Source organism: Paraburkholderia phenoliruptrix (genome assembly GCF_019511605.1).
Taxonomy (GTDB): Bacteria; Pseudomonadota; Gammaproteobacteria; order Burkholderiales; family Burkholderiaceae; genus Paraburkholderia; species Paraburkholderia phenoliruptrix_A.
Genome location: NZ_JAEUAV010000001.1, coordinates 648,579 through 666,073, shown reverse-complemented (window position 1 = coordinate 666,073; position 17,495 = coordinate 648,579). Strand labels below are relative to the sequence as shown.

15 protein-coding genes are annotated in these 17,495 nt (G+C 62.7%); 11 read left to right on the top strand and 4 right to left on the bottom strand.

The window, feature by feature from the left end; all coding sequences use genetic code 11:
* Window positions 1-92: 92 nt before the first annotated feature.
* Together JNB89_RS02840 and JNB89_RS02835 are read left to right on the top strand one after the other, a co-directional pair.
* Window positions 93-1,604 carry a M81 family metallopeptidase gene (locus tag JNB89_RS02840; RefSeq protein WP_220361165.1) on the top strand — a complete coding sequence of 504 codons (1,512 nt, stop codon included), beginning with the start codon at window positions 93-95 and terminating at the stop codon, window positions 1,602-1,604.
* Window positions 1,605-1,853: 249 nt separating this feature from the next.
* Window positions 1,854-2,189 carry a DUF4148 domain-containing protein gene (locus JNB89_RS02835; RefSeq protein WP_220361164.1) on the top strand — a complete coding sequence of 112 codons (336 nt, stop codon included), beginning with the start codon at window positions 1,854-1,856 and terminating at the stop codon, window positions 2,187-2,189.
* A gap of 91 nt (window positions 2,190-2,280) precedes the next feature.
* On the opposite strand, the gene JNB89_RS02830 is transcribed toward JNB89_RS02835, so the two are convergent.
* The gene (locus JNB89_RS02830) at window positions 2,281-2,616 is read right to left on the bottom strand and encodes a hypothetical protein (protein ID WP_220361163.1); all 336 of its coding nucleotides are present in this window, start codon (window positions 2,614-2,616) and stop codon (window positions 2,281-2,283) included.
* Between the two features lie 186 nt (window positions 2,617-2,802).
* On the opposite strand from JNB89_RS02830, the gene JNB89_RS02825 reads away from it, so the two are divergent.
* Both JNB89_RS02825 and JNB89_RS02820 read left to right on the top strand, forming a co-directional pair.
* Complete coding sequence (locus JNB89_RS02825) at window positions 2,803-3,471, top strand: response regulator transcription factor (protein WP_431026574.1); 669 nt, start codon at window positions 2,803-2,805, stop codon at window positions 3,469-3,471.
* 160 nt (window positions 3,472-3,631) lie between these two features.
* Complete coding sequence (locus JNB89_RS02820; RefSeq protein ID WP_220361162.1) at window positions 3,632-4,552, top strand: ketopantoate reductase family protein; 921 nt, start codon at window positions 3,632-3,634, stop codon at window positions 4,550-4,552.
* A 93-nt stretch (window positions 4,553-4,645) separates the two neighbouring features.
* Here the strand turns inward: JNB89_RS02820 and JNB89_RS02815 are convergent, their stop codons facing one another.
* From JNB89_RS02815 to JNB89_RS02805, 3 genes are read right to left on the bottom strand one after another with little or no spacing between them, the layout of a single operon-like run.
* Complete coding sequence (locus tag JNB89_RS02815) at window positions 4,646-6,136, bottom strand: serine/threonine-protein kinase (protein WP_220361161.1); 1,491 nt, start codon at window positions 6,134-6,136, stop codon at window positions 4,646-4,648.
* On the bottom strand, window positions 6,133-7,053 hold the full coding sequence (locus JNB89_RS02810; RefSeq protein ID WP_220361160.1) for a c-type heme family protein: 921 nt from the start codon (window positions 7,051-7,053) through the stop codon (window positions 6,133-6,135). Before JNB89_RS02810 ends, JNB89_RS02815 begins: the two co-directional genes overlap by 4 nt.
* Window positions 7,050-8,090, bottom strand: coding sequence for a hypothetical protein (locus JNB89_RS02805; RefSeq protein WP_220361159.1), 1,041 nt, complete (start codon window positions 8,088-8,090; stop codon window positions 7,050-7,052). Before JNB89_RS02805 ends, JNB89_RS02810 begins: the two co-directional genes overlap by 4 nt.
* 381 nt (window positions 8,091-8,471) lie before the next feature.
* Here JNB89_RS02805 and tssB point away from each other — a divergent pair, with 381 nt between their 5' ends.
* The 7 genes from tssB to tssH all read left to right on the top strand — a co-directional run bounded on the left by tssB (window position 8,472) and on the right by tssH (window position 17,461).
* Window positions 8,472-8,993, top strand: coding sequence for a type VI secretion system contractile sheath small subunit (tssB, locus tag JNB89_RS02800; protein ID WP_013341671.1), 522 nt, complete (start codon window positions 8,472-8,474; stop codon window positions 8,991-8,993).
* A gap of 8 nt (window positions 8,994-9,001) precedes the next feature.
* Window positions 9,002-10,495: a type VI secretion system contractile sheath large subunit gene (gene tssC / locus JNB89_RS02795; protein ID WP_013341670.1), complete on the top strand. Its 1,494-nt coding sequence runs from the start codon at window positions 9,002-9,004 to the stop codon at window positions 10,493-10,495.
* Window positions 10,496-10,605: 110 nt separating this feature from the next.
* On the top strand, window positions 10,606-11,109 hold the full coding sequence (locus JNB89_RS02790; RefSeq protein ID WP_013341669.1) for an Hcp family type VI secretion system effector: 504 nt from the start codon (window positions 10,606-10,608) through the stop codon (window positions 11,107-11,109).
* Window positions 11,110-11,163: 54 nt separating this feature from the next.
* The gene (gene tssE / locus JNB89_RS02785; RefSeq protein ID WP_220361158.1) at window positions 11,164-11,667 is read left to right on the top strand and encodes a type VI secretion system baseplate subunit TssE; all 504 of its coding nucleotides are present in this window, start codon (window positions 11,164-11,166) and stop codon (window positions 11,665-11,667) included.
* Between the two features lie 5 nt (window positions 11,668-11,672).
* Complete coding sequence (tssF, locus tag JNB89_RS02780) at window positions 11,673-13,580, top strand: type VI secretion system baseplate subunit TssF (RefSeq protein WP_220361157.1); 1,908 nt, start codon at window positions 11,673-11,675, stop codon at window positions 13,578-13,580.
* On the top strand, window positions 13,544-14,560 hold the full coding sequence (gene tssG / locus JNB89_RS02775; RefSeq protein WP_220361156.1) for a type VI secretion system baseplate subunit TssG: 1,017 nt from the start codon (window positions 13,544-13,546) through the stop codon (window positions 14,558-14,560). The genes tssF and tssG overlap by 37 nt, the downstream gene beginning before the upstream one ends.
* Before the next feature lie 90 nt (window positions 14,561-14,650).
* Window positions 14,651-17,461, top strand: coding sequence for a type VI secretion system ATPase TssH (tssH, locus tag JNB89_RS02770; protein WP_220361155.1), 2,811 nt, complete (start codon window positions 14,651-14,653; stop codon window positions 17,459-17,461).
* Window positions 17,462-17,495 lie beyond the last annotated feature (34 nt).

The following is a 17,495-nucleotide window of genomic DNA, read 5'->3' as shown; positions in this document are numbered from 1 at the left end:
ACGCATTCATCACACAGCGAATCGACATAAAGAGTAGGTATCCGAAGTATTTGGCGCCGCGTTGCGGTGTGGTTCAAGAAAGGGTCAAACACATGAAAATCCTGATTGCCGGTTTCCAGCATGAAACCAATACATTTGCGCCGACGCGGGCCTCATATTCAAGTTTCCTTCAGGGCGAAGGCTTTCCGCCGCTCGTTCGCGGGGCCGACGTGCTCGGGCTGCGTGACGTCAACGTGCCGATCGGCGGATTTATCAAGACGATGGAGGCCAATGGCCGCGAGCTGCAACCGGTAATCTGGGCGGGTGCGAGCGCGTCCGCCCATGTCACGAACGACGCGTTCGAGCGTATTGGCGGCGAAATCATCGCGGCTGTCGAGCGCGGCGGCTTCGACGCAATTTATCTGGACCTTCACGGCGCGATGGTGACGGAGCAGTACGACGACGGCGAGGGCGAACTGCTCGAGCGCGTGCGCCGGATCGTGGGAGACAGCATGCCGGTGGTCGTCTCGCTCGACCTCCATGCCAACGTCACCTCACGAATGTTCGCGCATGCCAGCGCGCTGGTCGCGTACCGGACGTATCCGCACGTCGATATGGCGGAAACCGGCGAGCGGGCCGCGCGCATTCTCGAAGATCTCATGTGGGAGCGGCGCCCCTTGCACGGCGCGCTACGCCGCGTACCCTTCCTCATCCCGGTCAATGGCATGTGCACGCTGGTGGAGCCGGCGAGCGAAACCTACGGCTTGCTTGCGAACATCGAGACACGCCCGGTGGTGTCCGCCTCATTCGCGCCGGGTTTTCCAGCGGCGGATTTCCCCGAATGCGGTCCCACCGTGTGGGCGTATTCGTTCGACGAAGACGCAGCGGAGCGAGCCGCGGACGCATTGCTGGCGAAGATCGTCGGCGACGAATCGCGCTGGGACGTGCCCTTCCTCACGCCGGACGAAGCCACGCAGGAGGCAATTCGCCTGAGTGCCGCGGCCGACAAGCCCGTCATTATCGCCGACACGCAAGACAATCCAGGGGTGGGCGGCGACTCGAACACAATGGGTCTCGTGCGCGCGCTGCTGCGCAATGGCGCGAGCGAAGCCGCTGTAGGCGTGATCTGGGACGCACAGGCCGCCGCCGCCGCACATCGCGCGGGCGTGGGAGCGCGCATCGCGATAGAGCTCGGCGGGCGCTCCGGCGTGCCCGGCGACTCGCCGCTCGCAGGCGAGTTCGAAGTGGAGCACCTGTCGGACGGTGTGTTCTGCTTCGATGGCCCGATGCTCAACGGCATGCGCGGCGAGCTAGGGCCGACTGCGTGCCTGCGGATCGAAGGGGTGCGGATAGCCGTGAGCACCGTCAAGATGCAGGTCTTCGATCGCAACCTGTTTCGCGTGGCGGGCATCGAACCGGAACGAATGAAGATACTCGTCAACAAGAGTTCGGTGCATTTTCGCGCGGATTTTCAGCCAATTGCTCACGCCATTCTGGTTGCAAAGTCGCCCGGCCCGATGGCGGCCGATCCCGCCGATCTGCCGTGGCAGCGGCTCGACCCCGGAATGCGCGTGCGTCCTCTCGGCGCGCCGTTTGGCGCATTGAGGACCGAGTCCGTCGAATGAGGCGGTGTGGCGCGGGCGCGGATTTGTATCGCAGTGTATCCACTCCGCGTCCGGATAAACTGGCTTGCATGACGAGGGGGGACGAACACATTCCAGATACGTCGGCGAGTTCAAATATCGACACGCAAGGTTGATTGGCAACACTGCGTTCGGCTCAGACCACACCATGGCACGCATGCTTCGAGCGCCAGGTGTTGCACCTGAACTCCTCGACCTCTGAATATCACTGCTTTTTTCTGGAGAAGACTCATGAAACTCGTTCAATCGCTCGTCGTTGCCGCGCTCGTTGCCGTTCCGGCCCTTTCGTTCGCCCAGTCGAATCACCCGTTGACGCGTGCCGACGTGCGCGCGGAACTGGTTCAGTTGCAGAAGGCGGGCTATAACCCGGCCAGCGACAACGCGCAATACCCGAACAACATTGAAGCCGCCCAGATGCGGATCGACGCACAGAACGGCTCGTCCGCCGCCGCTTACGGTGGCGTTGCAAAAGGCAGTTCAGCCGCGGGCGCGCGTGCTTCGGTAACTCAAACGCCTGACACGCAGCAGAACATCATCGGTCTGGGTCCGATCTATGCCCATTCGTAATTCCGACGACGGCGGCGCGCTGGTAGCGCCGCCGTACGTATGCCGGTATCGACGCGCGTTCCAATCTGCTTGCATGCGCCTCGCGGCCCGGTCAAACCGATAAATTGACCTGCACGCCGGAAGCTTTTTGCTGCTCGATCTCGCGCTGTGCTTCCATTTCCTTTTTCAGCAATTCACGAACCTTTGCCAGAATCTTCTCCCGTTCTTCGGGAGGCATTTTCTTCAGCTCTTCTTCCGTGACGCCGAGCTTGGCGAGAATCATTTTCTCCATGCGCTCGCCGGGCGTGCCGTTCACATAGTCGGTGAGCTCTGCCAGAAGCTCCTGGAACGACGGCTTGGCCCGATTGCCTGACGTGGACTGCGCCGCATTTGCGTTCGACGACACGCTGCTTGCCGATGCATTCAAGTTTGAAAAGTCGATTGTCATGGTAACCCCCGGAGTGGCTGCTGGTTGAAGTCCCCGTTCAGTGGGACGGTTGTGAGTTGTTGATCGTTTGGTCCATAATAATCGCTGCGCGTTCCGATGACAAGGATGCTTCCATGCGTTGGAATGTTCCCGATTAGCCACCTTGGGCCGCAATGCGGCTCGCAACTGACAAGTTTCGACGCGGCAATGCCTGACTTGATGACCTTGTTGACGGCTCCATCAATAACGGACGAGGAGGACGGGACGGTTTACATCGTCGATGGCGAAGAGCTGATTCGGCAGGCGCTCGCGAGCCTGCTGCGTTCGGTGAACCTGAAAGTTCATGCGTTCGCCTCGATCGAGGCGTTCATCGCGGCACCGCGCAGCGCCGGGCCGTCCTGTCTCGTGCTCGATGTACAACTGCCTGAACAGAGCGGCCTTGCATTTCAGACTTTGCTTGCGAAGACAGGCAAGCCGCACATGCCCATTATCTTTATGACGGGGCACGGTGACATTGCAATGACAGTGAAGGCGATGAAAGCCGGAGCGCTGGATTTTCTGTCAAAGCCCTTTCGCGATCAGGACATGATCGACGCAGTCATTGCCGCGCTGAACTGGGACAGGGCGCGTCTCGCGCGCAATAGCGCGCTGGATGAACTGCGCGCCCGCTGGGCAACCCTGACGCCGCGCGAGCAGGAAGTGATGCAACACGTAGTGGCCGGCATGATGAACAAGCAGATCGCAGCTTCCATGGGAATTGCGGAGATCACGGCGAAGATTCACCGCGGCCAGGCCATGCGCAAAATGGCGTGCCGCTCGGTCGCCGATCTCGTTCGCATGATGGACGCGCTCGGCGCTTGTGGCAATGCGCAATGAAGAGAACAGTGGTTTTCGCAGAGCTGTTCGCCCGGCCGGCATCAACGCATGCGCGTAGTCAGTGGAATAAGCGGCGAATAACGGGTGTTTTGCAGGAAGCAGCGCGGCAAGCACGCGCGACGCTCCATTAATGTGGTTGAACATGCCATTCGAGGATTGAATGAAAGTAGCAGTCATGGGCGCGGGTGCAGTGGGTTGCTTTTACGGCGGCATGCTCGCCCGCGCCGGGCACGCGGTCACGCTGATCGGCCGGCTGGAGCACGTGTCGGCCATTGAGCAGCGTGGCCTGCGTTTCGAAAGCGCACAGTTCGACGAGTATGTTCCTGTATCGGCCAGCACCGATGCGAAGGGCGTGGCGAATGCCGAGCTCGTTCTCTTTTGCGTCAAATCATCCGACACGGAGGAGGCCGCGCTTGCGATGCGGCCATATCTGGAAAGCAGCGCTTTCGTGCTGACGTTACAGAACGGCGTGGACAACGCCGAGCGCGTACGGAGCGTGATACCGCAGCAAGTCTCTTCGGCGGCAGTCTATGTTGCGTGCGAGATGGCCGGTGCCGGCCACGTACGGCATCACGGTAGCGGCGAGCTGATCATAGAAAAGACATTCAGTGGGAGCCAGCATATCGCACAGATATTGAACAGCGCCGGAATCGGGACTGAGCTGTCCACAAATGTTCGCGGTGCGCTGTGGGGGAAACTGATTCTTAATTGCGCGTACAACGCGATGTCTGCTCTAACGCAATTGCCATTTGGCGAATTGCGCCGCCGCGGCGGACATGGCGTCGAAATAGCGATGCGCGATATCGTCGCGGAATGCATTGCGGTTGGCCGTGCTGACGGTGTCGGCATTTCGAGCGATGCCGATCAGACCGTGCGAACCATCATGGAGACCATTCCAGCGGGCCAGTATTCGTCGACGGCGCAAGACCTGTCGCGGGGCAGGCGTAGTGAAATCGAACATCTCAACGGACATATCGCGCGTCGTGGCGCTGCGCTAGGAATTCCTACGCCTGTGAATCATCTGCTGCTGGTACTGGTGAATACGCTCGACAATCGTTCTCCTCAAGGCGAGCCGGCATAAGCGGATTCTCGCCGGCTAGCCGTTTGCATGCGAGCGTCAACGCGAACGCTTACGCCGATGCAATGGCACCCCTTCAGCGCCCATTCAGTGTTCCTAAGCGTCAGGAAGCCGCTCGCTCAGCGCACGGAGAAACGCGGTTCTATCGACGGTGGCGGGAAGTGCATCGGCGAGCCGGTTGTGAAAGGTTGCAGTATCGGCGCCCAGCGCTGCGCGCTGCGCGACGATACGGGCCACGGGCCCGATATGCGTTGCTAGCTGCCGTGTGGCGGCTTCGATGTGCGCGGCATCGGGCACGCGTGCCTTTGCGGAAGTGCCACCTGCCGGAGGTTGAATACTCTCGCTCTCCGGCCGCGAAGACACGGCTCGCGGCGCGCCAGTATGCCGTTGCAGCAGCGTATCGAAGTGATGACGCGTCTCTTCGTCGGGAAGATGACGCGCGAGCTGCGCCGCCAACATTTGCGGATTCGTTGCGTGTGCCGCCGCACGCCGCACGAGCAGAGAAGCGACCGGCCCGACGTGGCTCGCAAGCCGCTCTTCGATCTGCGCCAGCAATTCTGCAGGCCAGATGACGGAGCTGGCGGATACCGCGTCAGCAGTGCCGGTGGCGACCCGTGGGGGCGGCGGTGGAAGCGGCGGTAAAAGCGGCGGTAAAAGCGCCCCGCGGTTTCCGGGCGTCGCCACTACCGTCTCGTCGGCATCGCGTTTAGCCGCGAGCGTATCCAGCAGACTGAGCAGCTCGACGCGCCAGCTTTGCGCGGACAGGTAGCGTGCCTCGGGCTGCTTTCCGAGCGCCTTTTGCACCATCGCATCGAGCGACGCAGGAAGGCCGGGCGCTTCGCTCGACGGCGCAGGCGGCACGCTGTTCAGCACCTGCTGCATCACAGCTGCCGACGAGCCCGCAAACGGGCACTTGCCGGTCAGCATCTCGTACAGCACGATGCCTGCCGAAAAGAGATCACTGCGTGCGTCGATAGGCGCGCCCGTGTACTGCTCGGGCGACATATAGGCAGGCGTGCCGATCATCATGCCCATTTGTGTCAGACGGCCCGTGTCCAGTTGTGCGATGCCGAAGTCGGCGATCTTGCATTCGCCACGCGGTGCGATCAGCAGATTGGCCGGCTTGATGTCGCGATGGATCACGCCGGCCTCGTGTGCGTATGCAAGCGCGTCCAGCAACTGCGCGAACCACGTCAGCGTGCGCGCGAGCGGCAACCGCGTGCCATGCACGGCTTCTTTCGCAAGCCGAGTGGCTAGCGTTTCTCCTCGCACATATTCGAGCGCAATGAACGGGACGCCGTCGGCCTCTCCATAGTCGAACACGCTGACAATATGCGGATGCACGAGGCGCCCGGCCGCACGCGCTTCGTTGATGAAGCGCGCGGGCAGTTCCGCGTCGGCTGCGCTGCCCGCTTCAGGCGAATCGCGCAGCAACTCCGGGTTGATTGTCTTGAGCGCAACTTGCCGCTGGATATGCGGGTCGGTGGCAAGGTAGACGGTGCCCATCGCGCCGCGTCCGAGCACCCCGTCAACCAGATAACGGCCGATCTGCCGCGGCGCTGCGCTCGTTGCGTTCATCGCGCTCATGGCTGCAAGCCGTGCGGAACGGTTGCGGCCGCACCGGTTTCATCGAGTATCTCGAAGGCCGTTACGAGACTGGTCCGCATCCGTCCGAACGACACCGCGAGCGAGGCAATCTCGTCGCTGCCGCGTGTGGGCAACTCGACGTCGCCGAGTTTGCCGAGGCTTACTTCGTCCGCGGCACGGGAGAGAGCCTGCAGGCGCCGCGTGACGAGTACGTGCACCATCACGTTCAGCACCACCAGCACGACCGCGAACACCACGCTGAGTGCCGTCATGAAGCTGCGCCACAGTGCCCGGCCGCGTGCGATCGATTCAGACATCGGCACCGAAACGAACTCTGCGCCGATCACGTCGTTCATGGTCCAGCCAAATCCGTTCGCCGGTCCGTACTTGTCGAGCATAGTGCGTGGCGCCGCCGACGGCGTGCTGTGACACTGCATGCAGGCCGCATCCGTGATTCTGCTGGGACGCGCCAGAAAAAGCAGTTGTTCGCCACCCGGCGTGCGCCGCTCGCCCGTCACCTCCTTCAAAGCGGGCTTGTCGTGCAGATGAGCAATCACTTCGGATTCCCAATCGGTAGGGCGGTCGCGTGGGTTGGTCGGGTTGAGCATCGTCGAACGGTAAGAGAAGTTCGGGAACGCGCCCTGCAGTGTGTTGAGCATTTCGATGGCCGAAAACGCGGGCACCGACTCAGGCACGAACGAATACTGAATCTGTGTCGAGAGTAACGGCGTGATGTGCTTCGCGGTGTAGTCCTGCATCGCCTCGGCGGCGCTCATGAGCACATTGGCGTCGTGGCGGGTTTCGTCGAGCGACTGTTGCTGCAACACATGATCTGCGACGATGCCCGCCGCGCTCAGTCCAATCGCAAAGATGGTGATGAACACGAGGTTGAACTTGATGGCGAGTGATAGCTTCATGGTCGAGCCCATACGGATGCGGAAGACGGAGAGGCAGGGGCGGCTGTGCCGGACCACCTGGCAGGTGCCGGTTGTCGTGGGGTAAGCGGGTTCACAAGCGGCTTCATCAGCGGCTTGATAGGCGGCTGCAGGAGCGGCCGCCAGTCGGGCAGATCGCGCAGGTTTTGCCGGATGTCGCGGCGGAAGGCCGGGTCTGACAAGCGAGCGCCAAAGCGTTGAGTAAAGCGCGTGCCAGGATCTGTTCGTACCGCAAGCGTGCTGTGCAGCCAGTCAGACACGTCCGCATAAATCACGGGGCGCGAGTCGGGCGCCGATGCGCTTGCCGTGCGCGGCGCGGCGGGAGCGGCGGGAGCAGCAGGAACAGGCGCAGGCAGCAACGGCAAGAGCCGCAACGCGTCGCGGAACGCTAGCGGCATCGCGGCCACGAACGCAGGGTCAAGACGCGCCGAAACGGCAATGCCGGCGTTCGCTTTCGAAAGCCGTGCGAACTCATGGGTGGATATTGCGATTTGTGCCGGCTTTCCATGCGGCTTGCCTGGTGTGCCGATTTTTGCGGACCCGCTTTCGCAAAACACGGCGTACGCGTCGCCATAAGCCGGCGTGGACGCCGCAATCACGAGCGCGCTGCGCTCGGCCGGCGTCACACGCATGCGCTCCGTATCCACGACCGGCACCACGCAACGGGCCGCAGTGCAGGCGTGCTGCACTTTCAGCCAGCCGCGCAGTAACGCGACACGGCCATCGCGCGCGAGCAACACGCTTGTGTCGCCTCCGAGCGCAAGCACATTGCCCGTCTCGTCCTGCATCTGAACGATTCCATTGGAGCTTGCCGGCGTTTCGACGATATCGTCCTGCGCGAGCCGTTGACCCGAGCCAGCCCGATACACACTGCTTTCGTGGATCGTGGTCACCGGTGCGGCCGTTTGCACAATGGTCCAGCCGGCATGGGCATAGGGTGCGAGCGCAAGCAGGAAAACGGGTAAGAAGCGCAACGTTGCGATCGGGCACGAGCGTATGGGGTCTTCGGAGAATGTCATTGCGTGCGGTGTACTGAAGCCACGGTTCCATAAGCACTGTTGTTCACTGAACAGCCGACTGCCCGGAATTATTCCGGCACGTCGTGACGAATGTTGAGTCCTAGTGCCGGCGTGCACTAGCTGGCATCTTTTCGCGCAATGAATGGAGCGATGGAATATTCACGCCGGCCCAGATGTTGTTGGTGCGGAAGGCGGCTGTGTCGATGGGCGAGAGTTCAAGCGGATCGATTCAAAAAACCATGGAATAGATCACGACTCTGCGCTGTTGTGTGAGCGTGGACGATGGCCGGGCGCAGCACGGCGCGTCTGGCGAGCCGCCCGGTCGCAAACGCGCCGGCTCTTTCGAACCCCGAACCCGAATGCATCCAGAGGAACGAGCGAATGGCAACGAGACAGAGCAGTCAAAAATTCATTGCGCGAAATCGTGCGCCGCGCGTACAGATCGAATATGACGTCGAGCTGTACGGTGCGCAAAAGAAAGTGCAGATACCGTTTGTAATGGGCGTGATGTCGGATCTGTCCGGCGCCAACAGCGGCGATCTTCCGCCGATAGAAGAGCGCAAGGCGTTGGAAGTGGATGTCGATAACTTCGACAGCCGCATGCAATCGATGAAGCCGCGAGTGAGCTTCAACGTTCCCAACACATTGACGGGCGAAGGCAATCTCGAAGTCGACATGACGTTCGAAAGCATGGACGACTTTTCGCCCGCCGCGGTCGCGCGCAAGGTCGATGCGCTCGCCCGCCTGCTCCAGGCACGCACGCAACTGGCGAATCTCGGTACTTATCTCGACGGCAAGGCCGGTGCGGAGAAACTCATTGCCGAGGCGCTGAAGGACCCGGCGCTGCTGCAATCGCTAAGCGCCGCGCCAAAGCCTGCTGACACCGAACCCGGACAGGAGTGAGGGCGATCATGGAAAGCCAGAACCAGTTGGAAGCGGCCGCCCAAGGCACGCTGAGCCCCACGAGCGACTTCGCCGCGCTGCTGAACAAGGAGTTTCGCCCGAAGAACGAGCGCGCGAGGGAAGAGGTCGAGGCGGCCGTGCGCACGCTCGCCGAGCAGGTGCTGCAAGATTCGAACATCGTCTCCGACGACGTGACGCAAACCATCAATGCGTATGTCGCGGAGATCGACCGCAAGATCACCGAGCAGTTGAATCGCATCATGCATCACGAGCAATTCCAGAAACTGGAGGGCGCATGGCGCGGCCTGCATCATCTGGTCACGAATTCGGAGACCGATCCGATGCTCAAGATTCGCGTGCTGAATGTGTCGAAGAAGGAACTGGGGAAGAACCTCAAGCGCTTTAAAGGCGTTGCATGGGACCAGAGCCCGGTGTTCAAGCGCATCTACGAAGAGGAGTATGGTCAGCTCGGCGGCGAACCGTACGGCTGCCTGATCGGTGATTATTACTTCGATCATAGCCCTCAGGATATCGAAATGTTGCGCGGCATCTCGCAGATCGCCGCCGCGGCCCACGCACCGTTTATCTCCGCCGCCGATTCGAGCCTGCTCGGCATGGAAAACTGGAGCGAGCTTGCCAACCCGCGTGACCTGTCGATGATCTTCACGACGCCGGACTACGCCGGCTGGCGCTCGCTGCGCGAAATGGACGACGCGCGTTACCTGGCGCTGACGATGCCCCGCACGCTTGCGCGACTGCCGTACGGCGCGAAGACCGACCCCGTCGAGGAGTTCGATTTCGAAGAAGACACGGAGGGCGCTGATTCGTCGAAATACACATGGCAGAACGCGGCATATTCGATGGCGGTGAACATCAATCGCTCGTTCAAGCTGTATGGCTGGTGCACGCGCATTCGCGGCGTGGAGTCGGGCGGCGCGGTCGAGAACCTGCCGGTTCACGCCTTCCCGAGCGATGACGGCGGCGTAGACATAAAGTGTCCCACTGAAATTGCGATCACCGACAGGCGCTCGGCGGAACTCGACAAGATGGGTCTGATGCCGCTCGTGTACCGCAAGAACTCGGACGTTGCCGCGTTCATCGGCGCGCAGTCAGTGGCAAAGCCGGAAGAGTACGACGATCCGTCGGCGACCGCGAATTCGAACCTCTCGGCGCGGTTGCCGTACATGTTTGCGTGCTGCCGCTTCGCGCACTACCTGAAGTGCATCGTGCGCGACAAGATCGGTTCGTTCAGCACGCGTGAGCAGATGGAGAGCTGGTTGTCGAACTGGGTGATGAACTACGTCGACGGCGATCCGGTGAACTCGAGCGAAGAAACCAAGGCGCGCAAGCCGCTCGCCGCGGCACAGGTAGTAGTCGAGGAAGTCGAAGGCAACCCTGGCTACTACACGTCCAAGTTCTTCCTGAAACCGCATTACCAGCTGGAAGGACTGACGGTGTCGCTACGGCTCGTCTCGCGCCTACCCTCCGCACTCGCCGCGTAGGCGTGCGGCACCGCGTCAGCATGCAAGGAACCTGTCCGCAGCGCCAACGCTACGGGCTCCACGTTCGCCTTACTGGCGAGCACACTTATTAGCAACGGGAAGAGGTCAATATGGCATTCGATATGCACCTGAAATTCGGCTCCGGTTCGGTCACGATCCAGGGCGCGTCCAATCATTCGAAGCACAAGAACGAGGTGCCGATCATCGCGTGGTCGTGGGGCGTCAGCAACACCGGCAACCTGCACACAGGCGCGGGCTACGCGTCGGGCGGCAAGGCGAACATCCAGGACATCACCATCACCAAGTACGTCGACAGTTGCTCGAACGCGATTCTCAACGCCTGCTGCACGGGCGCGCGACTTGAAACCGCCAATCTGTACGTGACCAATGCCACCGGTCAGCAAACGGACTTCCTTACGATCGAACTGAGCGAAGGCGTGCTGATCACGTCGGTCGCGACCGGTGGCAGCGGTGGCGACGAGCGTCTGACCGAAAACATCACACTGCACTTCGGCAAGTTCAAGTATTCGTTCCAGCCCCAGGACGACGAAGGCAAGGCAAGCGGCGGCACGAAGGACTTCACGTTCGACATCCAGCAGGTCGCGAAGCAGTAACCTGACATGGTCGCACGACGGTAAGGTGTTTCATACGATAAGGATACCGAACGGATGGCGGAGTTAACCCCTCAGGAACGCTTGCAGCCCTCGTTGCTCGACCGGCTCACCGACATGGCGCCCGGCGAGCCCGACGAGAGCCGCGAGCAGCGGGTCATCACGGCGGCTCGCCTGCGCGAGTACGTGACACGTGACATTGCCGCGCTCCTGAACTGCACGCGGCAGTGGGACAGCGACGGTCTTCCCGGGCTGGATCACGTCGCCAACTCCGTCCTGAACTTCGGTATCCCGGACCTGGCGGGTGCGCCGTTGTCCGGCATCGACGCAGGCATGTTGCAGGAGCGTATCCGCACAGCGCTCATCGACTTCGAGCCGCGCCTGATTGCGGAAACGGTGCAAGTGGCCGTGAACATCGACGACGCGGTGATGAACGCACGCTCGCTGAGTTTTCGTATCGAGTCGCAGATGTGGGCGCAACCGATGCCGCTTGCGCTCTATCTGCATACCGACGTCGATCTCGAGACTGGTGAATTCCGGGTCTCGCAACATTTCGGCTGACAACCATGGACCCACGTCTTCTCAGTTACTACAACCGCGAACTGCAGCATGTTCGCGAGATGGGCGCGGAATTCGCCAGCGCCTATCCGAAGATCGCGGGGCGCCTCGGCATGGAAGGCTTCGAATGTGCCGATCCCTATGTGGAGCGGCTGCTGGAAGGCTTTGCGTTTCTCGCCGCGCGGGTGCAATTGAAGCTCGATGCGCAGTACCCGGTGTTCACCCAGCATTTGCTGGAAATGATTTATCCGCACTATCTGCTGCCGATTCCGTCGATGGCGGTGGTGCAGATGCATCCGGACGGCACCCAGGATCTGCCCGTTGCCGGCCACACGGTGGCGCGGCACACGGTGCTGCGCAGCCTGAAGGGTTTCGGCGACCGCACCGCGTGCGAGTATCGAACCGCGCACGAAGTCACGCTGTGGCCGCTCGAACTTGCCGAGGCGCGCTACTTCGACACGCCGGCCGCGCTTGCCGCTGCCGGTCTCGTGCCGCCGCCGGGGCGGGAGGTTCGCGCGGGGTTGCGGCTGCGCTTCTCCACCTTGTCTGGCGCGCAGACCAACATGCTGGCGCTCGACAGCCTGCCGGTTCACCTTGCGGGCGCGGACGAACTGCCCAACGTCATCTACGAGCAGATGCTCGCAAACGGGGCGGGCTATACGGTCCGCGTGCGAGGCGCGCAGGAAGGCCAAATCGTCAGCGAGCATCATGACGCGGCGGCGCTGCGCGCGACGGGCTTCGACGAACACGAGGCGATGCTGCCATACGGCGACCGTTCGTTTAGCGGCTATCGACTGCTGCAGGAATATTTCGCGTGCCCGGAGCGCTTTCGTTTTGTCGAGTTCACGGGCCTGCGCTCCGCGCTCGCACGGGCGCAGGGCAATGAGTTCGAGATCGTGGTGTGGCTCGGTCGCGCTGTGGCCAGGCTGCATCACGCGCTCGACGCCGGCAACTTCAGGCTGTTCTGCACGCCGGCGGTCAACCTGTTCGAGCAGCGCGCCGACCGGATCCATCTGCAACAGGGCAAGACCGAGTATCACGTGATAGGCGATCGCACGCGGCCGATGGATTTCGAGGTGCACAGCGTGCTCGACGTGCAGGGCTATGGCGACAGCCAGGAACCGCAGCAAAGCTTCTTGCCGTTCTATGGCGGCACGTCGCGCACCTGGCATGACGCGCAGTCGGCCTTCTATACGTTGCGCCGCGAGCCGCGTCTTCTTTCGGGCAGGCAATTGCAGAACGGCGCACGCTCCAGCTATGTGGGCAGCGAGACGTTTATTGCACTCGTCGACGCGAACGACGCACCGTACTCCAGCACGCTGCGTCAGCTCGGCTTGAGGGTGTTGTGCACCAACCGCGATCTGCCATTGCACATGCCGGTCGGCAAGTCGTACACCGATTTCACGCTGGACACCGACGCACCGGTTACATCGATTCGCTGCATCGCCGGTCCGACCCGGCCACGCGCGCCGACCGCGACCGGCGAGACCGCATGGCGGCTGATCAGTCACCTGCAGCTCAATTACCTGTCGCTCTTCGACGACAGTGGCGACGCCGATCGCGACGGCGAGCAGAATGCCGCGGCATTGCGCGAAATGCTCGGCCTCTATCGCGACGAGTTCGACGCGGCGGCACGCCGGAAGATCGAGGGCATCAAGCGGGTCGCCGCCAGGCCCGCCACGCGGCGAATACCCGTGCCCGGACCGATCACGTACGGACGCGGCCTTGAAATCACACTGACCTGTAGCGACGCCGCCTTCGAGGGCAGCAGCGCGTTTCTGCTCGCGTCGGTGCTTCAGCACTTTTTCGCGCGCTACGTCTCGCTGAATTCGTTCACCGAGACTGTTTTGCGCACCTTCGAACGTAACGAGGTAGCCCGATGGTCCGCCACACCCGGCAAGCGTCCGATCCTTTAGCGCTCGAGGCCGCGCTGAGCGAGCGGCCATTCGACTTCGAGTTTTTCGAGGCGATGCGCCGGCTCGAATGCGCGTACCCGGACCATCCCCGCTTCGGACATTCGACCAAGCCTGCCGACGATCCCATGCGGCTTGCGCATGCGGCGACGCTCGAGTTCGCGCCGCGCGGCATCGAGCGCTTCGAGCGCGGGGCGCCGGGCTCGCCAGGCACGCTGTACGGGCTGTTTTTCGGGCTGTTCGGACCGAACGGTCCGTTGCCGTTGCATCTGACCGAGCATGCGCTCGAGCGTCAGCGCAACGCGAAAGACACGTCACTCGTGGCGTTTGCCGACATCTTTCATCACCGGATGCTGAGCCTTTTCTACCGCGCGTGGGCCGATGCGCAGCCCACGGTTCAGCTCGATCGTCCCAACGAAGACCGCTTTCGCACGTATGTCGGCGCTCTGATTGGAATGGCCGCGCCGCAACTCGCGGCACGCGACGCGCTGCCGGATCAGTACAAGCGTTTTTTCGCCGGCCGGCTGGTCCCGCAGGCCCGAAATGCAGAGGGGCTCAGGGGCTTTCTTGCGCACTACTTCGGCGTGCCGGTGGCGGTGCTTGAATTCATGACGGACTGGATGCAGTTGCCGCGCGACACCCATCTGCGAATGGGCATTGCGGTCGCGTCATTGGGTCGCGACGCGACGCTCGGCGCACATGTGCGGGGCGCGCAGCAACGCTTTCGCTTGCGCATCGGCCCGCTGCCGCTTGGCGAGTTCAAGCGGTTTTTGCCGGGCGGCGACGCGCTCGCCGAACTGGTGGCTGCGGTAAAGCTCTACGTGGGCGGTGAAAAACGCTGGGATGTGCAGATCGTGCTCAAGAAAGAAGAGGTGCCCGCGACCCATCTCGGCCAGATGGGCCGCATGGGGTTCAGCACATGGATGGGCCATTACCGCAAGCCCGTGGACGCGGATGAGGTCGTGCTGACGCCGGTCGACTGAGACCGCGCGAATGCACTGCACCGACGCGTTCGCGTCTGACTTCCAACTGGCGGCATCAAGCCGGCCACTCTATTTGAAAGGATCGCCACCATGGCCGAGATCAGTCGCGGCGCACTGTTCGGCAAGCTCAATTCGCTTGCCTACCGGAGCATCGAAAGCGCCACCGTGTTTTGCAAACTGCGCGGCAACCCGTACGTCGAGATGGCGCATTGGGTGCATCAGATCCTGCAATTGCAGGACTCGGACCTGCACCGTATCGTCAGGCACTTCGACGTGGACCCGTCGAATCTCGCTCGCGATCTGACCGCGGCGCTCGAGCGTCTGCCGCGCGGTAATATGACGATCAGCGATCTCTCCACCGACGTGGAGGAAACCGTCGAGCGCGCCTGGGTCTTCGCCACGCTGATGTTCGGCGAGGCTCAGGTTCGCACGGGCTATCTGCTCGTCGGCGCGCTGCGCACGCGCCACTTGCGCAACGCGCTGCACGCGTTGTCCGCCGAATTCGCCAAAGTGAAGGCGGAGGCGCTGGCGGATGCGTTCGGTGAGATCGCCGCGGGATCGCCGGAAGACCGCCTCGAGGCGACCGACGGTTTCCGTTTGTGGCCGGCGCCCGCGCCTGGCGAGAACAGCGGCTCGATTGCGCCGGCGCAGATGGGCAGACAGCAGGCGTTGCAGCAATTCACAGTCGATCTGAGCGCGCAGGCGCGCGAGGGCCGGCTCGATTCCGTGGTCGGGCGCGACGGCGAGATTCGCCAGCTCATCGACATACTCATGCGCCGCCGCCAGAACAACCCCATGCTGGTGGGCGAGGCGGGCGTCGGCAAGACTGCCGTTGTCGAGGGCTTTGCGCTGCGGATCGCGCGTGGCGACGTGCCGCCGGCGCTCAAGGACGTGGTGGTGCGCACGCTCGACGTCGGACTGTTGCAGGCCGGCGCCAGCATGAAGGGCGAGTTCGAGAACCGGCTGCGGCAGGTGATCGACGAAGTTCAGGCGTCGCCGAGGCCAGTGATTCTCTTTATCGACGAGGCGCACACTCTGGTCGGCGCGGGCGGCGCGGCCGGCACCTCGGACGCGGCGAATCTGCTCAAGCCGGCGCTTGCGCGAGGCACGCTGCGCACGATCGGCGCGACGACATGGGCCGAGTATCGCAAGCACATCGAAAAGGACCCGGCTTTGACGCGGCGGTTCCAGACGGTGCCCGTCGACGAGCCCGATGAAGAAAAGGCCATTCTGATGATGCGCGGTGTCGCGAGCGCGATGGAGCAGCATCATCGGGTGCAGATTCTCGACGAGGCGCTCGAAGCGGCCGTCGCGCTGTCGCATCGTTATATTCCTGCGCGCCAGTTGCCGGACAAGTCGGTGAGCCTGCTCGACACGGCTTGTGCGCGGGTGGCGATCAGCCAGCATGCGACGCCTGCCGAAATCGACGACATGTCCAAGCAGATCGAGGCGTTGGAGACCGAACAAAAAATCATCGAGCGCGAAAAAAGCGTGGGCATCGACGTGAACGAGCGCGAGGCGCGCGTCGCGCTTGCACTCGAGACAGCACGCGCGCGCCGCTCACAACGCGAATCCGAATGGGCCGGAGAAAAAGCGCTGGTGGAGCGGATTCTGACGCTGCGTGCGCAACTGCGCGGCGGCAGTGCCGCGGTCGATAAAGCGAGTGAAGATGTCGCGCGGCCGGCAGAGAGCGAGGCCGACCAGATCACGCAAACGCGCACGGCCTCGGCGCCTGCGTTCGCAGATGCGCCCGCGCCCGACCCTTCCGCGCAGGCGGACATGCTTGCGGAGCTCAAGCGGCTGCAAGCCGAGCTCGCCGGACTCCAGGGCGAGTCTCCGTTGATCCTGCCGAGCGTCGATTATCAGGCGGTCGCCTCGGTCGTTTCGGATTGGACCGGCATTCCCGTCGGGCGAATGGTGCGCAGCGAACTGAAGACCGTGATGAACCTAGCGACCGTGCTGGGCGAGCGCGTGATCGGCCAGGACCATGCGATGGAAGCAATCGCAAAGCGCATTCAAACCTCGCGCGCGGGCCTCGACAATCCCGATCGTCCGGTTGGCGTGTTCATGCTCGCGGGCACCTCCGGCGTCGGCAAGACCGAGACCGCGCTGGCACTGGCCGAGGCGCTGTACGGCGGCGAGCAGAACCTCATCACGATCAACATGAGCGAGTTCCAGGAGGCGCACACGGTGTCCACGCTCAAGGGCGCGCCGCCGGGCTATGTCGGCTACGGCGAGGGCGGCGTGCTGACAGAAGCGGTGCGTCGCAAGCCGTATTCCGTGGTGCTGCTCGACGAGATCGAGAAGGCGCATCCGGACGTGCACGAACTGTTCTTCCAGGTCTTCGACAAGGGCGTGATGGAAGACGGCGAAGGCCGCTCGATCAACTTCCGCAACACGCTGATTCTGCTGACGACGAACGTCGGCACCGAGCGGATCGCACAGCTTTGCAGCCGCCCGACCGCCATGCCGGATGCCGAGGCGCTCGCAAAGGCGCTGCGCGAGCCGTTACTGGACGTGTTTCCGCCCGCGCTGCTCGGCCGGCTCGTCGCGATTCCGTACTTCCCGCTCAGCGTTGACATGCTGGCGCGAATCGTCACGCTGCAGATGAACCGCATCAAGCGTCGCGTGGAGGAGCGCTACCGCGTGGCGTTCGACTATGGCGACGAGGTTGTTCGCCTGATCGTCGGGCGCTGCACCGAGAGCGAATCCGGCGGCCGGATGATCGACGCAATACTGACCAACACCATGCTGCCCGCAATCAGCCGCGAGTTCCTTGCGCGGTTGATCGACGGCGGCGCTATCGGGCAGGTTCGCGTGAGCGTGGAGCAAGGCGATTTCGCGTATTCGTTCGACGCGTGCGCGCCGGCTGTCAGTGCGCCTGCCGATGCGCTGGCATAGCGTCTTCGGTCAACTGATCTATATGAGGAGTTCA